Here is a 5,953-nt window from a genome sequence, read left to right as displayed (position 1 = left end):
GCGCGTGGAGGAGCGGACGCAGGCCCTCTCGGCGAGCACGCGCCGCGCGGGCGCGCTCGCGGAGCTCGCGCAGATCGCGACGCTCAGCCTTCCGCCCGAGAAGATGGCGGCGCGCGCGGCGGCCATCCTCGTGGACCTGTGCCGCTTCCAGTGGGCGGGCCTCGCGAGCGTGGACGGTGACGGCGCCCATCACCGCACCGTGTACCTCGCGCCGGACGTGGCGGACCTCATGCACGGGGACGCCCGCGTGCCGCTCGGGCAGGGTCTGGTGTGGGCCGCGCTGGAACGGCGTCAGGCGCTCTTCGTCGACGACTACCCCTCGCAGGTGCTGGCGGTGCCGCGCTTCGTGGAGTGGGGCGCGAGCGGCGCGGCGTTCGTGCCGATCAACTCGCACACCGCGCATCCGCACGTGCTGATCTTCTCACGGCGCGAGCGCGGCGAGTGGACCGCCGACGAGCGGCGCCTCATGACCGCCGCCGCCGACGTGCTGAGCATCGCCTTCGAGCGTCGCGCGCACGAGGCGTTCCTGGAGCGCGCCGCGCTGGAGGACCAGCTCACGGGGCTGCGCAACCGCCGCGCCTTCGACCTCGACCTCGACGCGGCCCTCAGCGGCGCGAGGCGGCACGATCATCCCGTCGCGGTCGTCATGATCGACCTCGACGGCCTCAAACGCGTCAACGACGAGGAGGGCCACGAGCGGGGCGACGCCCTGCTGCGCGAGTTCGCCCTCGCCCTCGGCTCGGCCTTCCGGGGCAACGACCGCGCCTACCGCCTCGGCGGGGACGAGTACGCGCTGCTGCTCACGCACGCGGCGCAGGAACACGTGGGGGCCCTGCTTCGCCGCGTACGTCACGCGGAAGGCCTCACGCGGGCGGCAGGGTTCCCCCGCGCGGGCGCGAGCGCCGGTGTGGCGTTCTTCCCGGAGGACGCCGCGAGCGGTCCGGACGTCGTTCGGCTCGCCGACGAGCGGATGTACGCCGACAAGGCCGACCGACGGGCGCTCGCGGCCACGCTGGAAGCGGCACAATGACGGTCATGACGACGAACACTGCGGGACGGCTTCAGGGCAGGGTGGCGCTCGTGACGGGCGCAGGCGGCGGGATCGGACGCGCGGTGGCGGAGCGCTTCGCGCGTGAGGGCGCGCTGGTCGCCGTGAACGACGTGCGCGCCGAGGCGGCCCGGGAGGTCGCCCGGGGCATCGCGGCGGCGGGCGGGCGGGCGCTGGCGGTGCCCGCCGACGTGTCCGTGCTCGCGGACGTGGACGCGATGTTCGCCCGGGTCGAGGCGGAGCTCGGGTACGTGGACGTGCTGTACAACAACGCCGCGCTGATCGACACCACCCGTCATTTTCTGGACGCGGACGAGAGCTGGTGGGACCGCATCATCGCGGTGAACCTGCGCAGCGTGTTCCTCTGCTCGCACCGCGCGGCGCGGGTGATGGTGCGCCGCCGCCGGGGAGTCATCGTCAACACGTCGTCGGGCGGCGCGACGCGGGCGCACCGCGGCAACGTCGCGTACGACGCGACGAAGGGCGGCATCGAGGCGATGACGCGCGCGATGGCCCTCGACCTCGCGCCGTACGGGGTGCGCGTGAACGGCGTCGTGCCCGGCTTCATCAACACGTACGGCCTCACCGAGGAGCAGTTGCGCGAGCGGGAGAGGACCGTGCCGCTCGGGCGGTACGGCACCGCCGAGGACATGACGGGCGCGGCGGTCTTCCTCGCGTCGGACGACGCCTCGTACGTCACGGGGCAGTTCGTGGCGGTGGACGGCGGCGTGCTCGTGCAGCAGCGCTCCGCGAACGTGGACACCTTCCCGGTGGAGGGCTTTCCCGTCGTGGAGCCCGACCTCGCCTGACGGGAGGCGCGAAGCGGTAGGGTAGGCTCATGACCACCGTGCAGATCGACTGGAAGAACCTCGGGTTCAGCTACGTCAAGACCGACCTGCGGTACGTGTCGCGCTGGAAGGACGGCGCCTGGGACGACGGCACCCTCACGGAGGACAACCTCGTGCACATCAGCGAGGGCTCCACCGCGCTCCATTACGGCCAGCAGTGCTTCGAGGGCATGAAGGCCTACCGCTGCGCGGACGGTTCCATCAACCTGTTCCGACCCGACCAGAACGCGGCGCGCATGCACCGCTCCTGCGACCGCCTGCTGATGCCGCGCGTCCCCACCGAGAAGTTCATCGACGCGGTGCGGCAGGTGGTGCTCGCCAACGAGCACTTCATCCCGCCGTACGGGTCGGGCGGGTCGCTGTACCTGCGTCCCTACGTGATCGGCGTGGGCGACAACCTCGGGGTGCGCAGCGCGCCCGAGTTCCTGTTCTCGGTGTTCTGCGTGCCCGTCGGCGCGTACTTCAAGGGAGGGCTCGCGCCCTCGAACTTCACGACGTCCTCCTTCGACCGCGCCGCGCCGCACGGGACGGGGGCGGCGAAGGTCGGCGGGAACTACGCGGCGAGCCTGCTGCCCGGGCACGAGGCGAAGGAGCGCGGCTTCGCGGACTGCATCTACCTCGATCCCCTGACGCACACGAAGATCGAGGAGGTCGGCGCGGCGAACTTCTTCGCGATCACCCGCGACGGGCGCTTCGTGACGCCGCGTTCGCCGTCCATCCTGGAAAGCATCACGAAGTACTCCCTGCTCGACATCGCGCGCGATCGGCTCGGCATGCAGGTCGAGGAGGGCGACGTGTACATCGATCGGCTCGACGACTACGTCGAGGCGGGCGCGTGCGGCACGGCGGCGGTCATCACGCCCATCGGCGGGATCGAGCACGAGGGGCGCTTCCACGTGTTCCACAGCGAGACGGAGGTCGGGCCGATCACGCGCCGCCTCTACGACGAGCTCGTCGGCATCCAGACCGGGGACCGCGAGGCGCCCGCGGGCTGGATCGTCAAGGTGAGGTAGCCCTCCCCCACCCCGGGGGCACGGCGGGTCGCGCGCGCTGCTAGGCTGGAGCGCGATGGCGGACATGCACTTCCTGGGGCTGGGCGGCACGGACGAGGTCGGCGCGAGCAGTTACGAGTACCTCCTGCCGGAGGGCAACCTGCTCGTGGACGCGGGGGTGCGGCCCGGCGCATCGGGCGAGGCGGCCCTGCCGAACCTCGCCCTGCTGCGTGAGCACCGCCCCAGCGCGATGGTGCTCACGCACGCGCACCTCGATCACGTGGCGGCCCTGCCGCTCGTCACGAGCGCGCACCCGGACCTGCCGGTGTATTGCACGGCGCCGACGGCGCGCATCACGGCCACGGTCCTGGCGGACACCTTGAAGGTGAGCCGCGAGCAGGGCGCGCCGCTCTTCGACGCGCGCATGATGAAACGCGCCCTGGAGCGCCTGCGGGTCGTGGAGCCCTTCGAGCGGGTGGACGCGCACGGCTTCAGCTTCACGCTCTATCCGTCGGGGCACCTGCTCGGCGCGTGCTCCGCGCTGATCGAGTCGTCGGGCGGGCGGGTGTTCCACACGGGCGACTTCAGCAACGTGGACACCCCGACCACCCGCGCCGCGTACGTCCCGCCCGAGGAGGTACGCGTGGACGCCGTCGTCACGGAGAGCACCTACGGCGACACGCTGCTCCCGGCGCGTCGTGAGCAGGTGCGGACCTTCGTCGCGGCCATCGACGAGACGCTGCGGGGCGGCGGGAAGGTGCTGATCCCGTCGTTCGCGCTGGGCCGCGCGCAGGAGATCGTGACGATCCTGCTCACCGCCATGACGGGAGGGCAGCTGCGCGGCGTCCCGATCTACCTCGACGGGCTCGTGCGGGCCATGACCGAACTCTACGAGGACCTGCTGCCGTTCCTGCCGGAGGCGCTGCGCAACGCCCGGCGCGCGAGCGGCCTGTCGCCCTTCCTGCGCTCGCCCGTGGCGCTCGTGGAGGACGCCCGGCACCGCGAGCGGATCCTCTCGTCGCGCGAGCCCTGCGTGATCATCGCGAGCAGCGGGATGCTGCACGCGGGCGCGAGCCCGCTGTACGCCCGCGCCCTGCTGCCGCAGCCGGAGAACGCGCTGTTCGTGGTGGGCTATCAGGACGCGGAGAGCCCGGGGCGTCGCCTGCTGGAACTGCGGCAGGGCGGCGAGGTGCTGCTGCCCGACGGTCGCGGCGCGCGTGAGGAGGTCGCGGCGCTGTGCCGGGTGGAGCGTTTCTACCTCAGCGCGCACGCGGACCGGGGCGGCATCCTGGGTCTGCTGGCACGCTACCCCTCGCCGAAGGCGATCCTGACGCACGGCGAGGTCGCGCCGAGACAGAGCCTGAAGTCCTTCCTCGACACGAAGCGCGACGTGAGTCTTCCCTCGGCGGGCGAGGTGGTGCCGCTGGAGGACAGCGGTCGGCGCCGGGGCGCGTTCGTGAACACGGCGGCGCGCAGGCTCGCGGCGACGAAGGAACGGCACGCGCGCCGGGCGGTCACGCTGCGGTACGACGACGAGCACCACCGCCTCGTCGTGGACCTCCCGGAGGACCTCTCGCCGAACTTCTTCGGGGAGGGCGCGTACACGCTGGAGGTCGTGCGGGGCGCGCTGAGCCGCGTGAAGCTCACGCAGCGCGCGCAGGACGACGCGGAAGCAGAGGGCGAGGGCCAGGGCGAGACGGCGTCTACACGTCCCGGGTGAGGCGCTCGATGCGGATGAGGCCCGCGTTCATCTGCTCCAGGATGGTGAGGACGTCGAGGTGGACGCTGCTGGACCGCTGCGAGTCCGCGTTGTCCGCGAGCCGTTCGAGGTGATGGAGCCGCTGCCGTTCCACGTGCCGGGTGAACCCGGCGTCGGTTTGGTCGGGCGCGGAGACCCGTCTCGTGGCGAGGCCGGTGAAGGCCCGCCGCATGTGCGACTCGAGTTCCGACGCGACGTCCGTCAGCGCCCGTCCGCCCGCCTCGGAGAAGCGTCCGCCGACGGCGTCGAGCTTGAGCGGTTGACGGGCGAGGCGCTTGCTGAGGTCCGCGAGCGCCTCGAGTTCGCTGGCGACGCCGATGAGCGCCGCGAGCGCCTCGCGGCTCACGTGGCCGCTGAGCCGTCCGAGGTAGAGCACGACGGCGTGCACGAGCTCGTCGACGTGGTTCTCGCGCCGCACGATCTCGGCGGGGTGGTGCTCGCCCGAGAGGGCGCGGGCGGCGAGGGCGTACATCGCGTGGACCTCCTCGGCGACGCGGACCACCTCGCGCAGAGCGAGACCGTACGCGAGGGCGGGATCCTCGAGGGCGTCCGCCGAGAGGTAGCGTGGGCCCGTCTCGGAGGGCGGAGTGGGCATGACGCGGACGAGCGCGCGCGTGGCGAGCCCCGTGAACGGCAGGGCGACGAGCAGCACGGCCACGTTGAAGAGCGTGTGGGCGTTGGCGATGACGTGAAGGGGCTCGGGCGAGAGGAGCGTGAGCAGGCCCGTGGCGGGCGTGAGCAGGGCGAGCGCGGCGAGCGCGCCGACGCTCTTGAGCGCGAGGTGCCCGGCCGCGACGCGCCGTCCGAGGACGCTGGCGTCACGGCTGACGAGGAGCGCCGTGACGGTCGTGCCGACGTTGGCGCCCACGACGAGCGCGACGCCCTCCTCGGGCCGCAGCAGGCCGCCCGTGACGAAGGCCAGCGCGAGCGTGGCGACGGCGTTGCTGCTCTGGAGCAGCACGGCCAGCCCGAGGCCGAGCGCGCCCGCGACGAGCGGACTGTGGGCGAGCGCGGCGAGCACCTGCGCGAACAGCGCGTCGTCCCGCAGGGGCGCGAGCGACGCGAGGAGCGTGTCGAGGCCGAGAAAGAGCAGGCCGAGGCCGAGCGCGACGCGTCCCGGGCGGCCGTCCAGCACGCGCTTCCCGGAGAGCAGCAGGCCCAGGGCGAGCAGGCCCGTGGAGAGGTGTCCGACGTGCAGGGCGAGGAGCTGCACCATCACGGTGCCGCCCACGCCCGCGCCGAGCGCGGCGGCGAGGGCCTGCCCCAGCCCGAGGACGCCCGCGTCCACGAACTGCACGGCGAGCAC

5 protein-coding genes are annotated in these 5,953 nt (G+C 72.8%); 4 read left to right on the top strand and 1 reads right to left on the bottom strand.

The window, feature by feature from the left end:
- From DEIPI_RS31925 to DEIPI_RS31920, 4 genes are all read left to right on the top strand, one after another.
- Positions 1–1,030 (top strand): GGDEF domain-containing protein (locus DEIPI_RS31925; RefSeq protein ID WP_169737141.1); only part of this gene is annotated, 1,030 nt, incomplete at its 5' end.
- 5 nt (positions 1,031–1,035) lie between these two features.
- Positions 1,036–1,857 carry an SDR family NAD(P)-dependent oxidoreductase gene (locus DEIPI_RS0116495; RefSeq protein WP_027482495.1) on the top strand — a complete coding sequence of 274 codons (822 nt, stop codon included), beginning with the start codon at positions 1,036–1,038 and terminating at the stop codon, positions 1,855–1,857.
- A 29-nt stretch (positions 1,858–1,886) separates the two neighbouring features.
- Entirely contained in the window at positions 1,887–2,909 is a 1,023-nt protein-coding gene (locus DEIPI_RS0116490) for a branched-chain amino acid aminotransferase (RefSeq protein ID WP_027482494.1), read from the top strand.
- 55 nt (positions 2,910–2,964) lie between these two features.
- Positions 2,965–4,608 carry an MBL fold metallo-hydrolase gene (locus DEIPI_RS31920; protein ID WP_084474439.1) on the top strand — a complete coding sequence of 548 codons (1,644 nt, stop codon included), beginning with the start codon at positions 2,965–2,967 and terminating at the stop codon, positions 4,606–4,608.
- On the opposite strand, the gene DEIPI_RS31915 is transcribed toward DEIPI_RS31920, so the two are convergent.
- The coding region (locus DEIPI_RS31915) for a Na/Pi cotransporter family protein (RefSeq protein ID WP_052351793.1) at positions 4,592–5,953 on the bottom strand (1,362 nt) is incomplete at its 5' end. The two genes, DEIPI_RS31920 and DEIPI_RS31915, sit on opposite strands and share 17 nt — an antisense overlap.

Origin of the sequence: Deinococcus pimensis DSM 21231, assembly GCF_000519345.1 — a bacterium.
In the GTDB taxonomy this organism is placed as follows: Bacteria; Deinococcota; Deinococci; order Deinococcales; family Deinococcaceae; genus Deinococcus_A; species Deinococcus_A pimensis.
The sequence above is the reverse complement of the archived record's forward strand: the minus strand, read 5'-3'. Positions and strand labels throughout refer to the sequence as shown.

Coding starts and splice junctions, on each gene's coding strand:
- DEIPI_RS0116495 (WP_027482495.1), top strand. CDS start 1,036: ATGACGACGAACACTGCGGGACGGCTTCAGGGCAGGGTGGCGCTCGTG.
- DEIPI_RS0116490 (WP_027482494.1), top strand. CDS start 1,887: ATGACCACCGTGCAGATCGACTGGAAGAACCTCGGGTTCAGCTACGTC.
- DEIPI_RS31920 (WP_084474439.1), top strand. CDS start 2,965: ATGGCGGACATGCACTTCCTGGGGCTGGGCGGCACGGACGAGGTCGGC.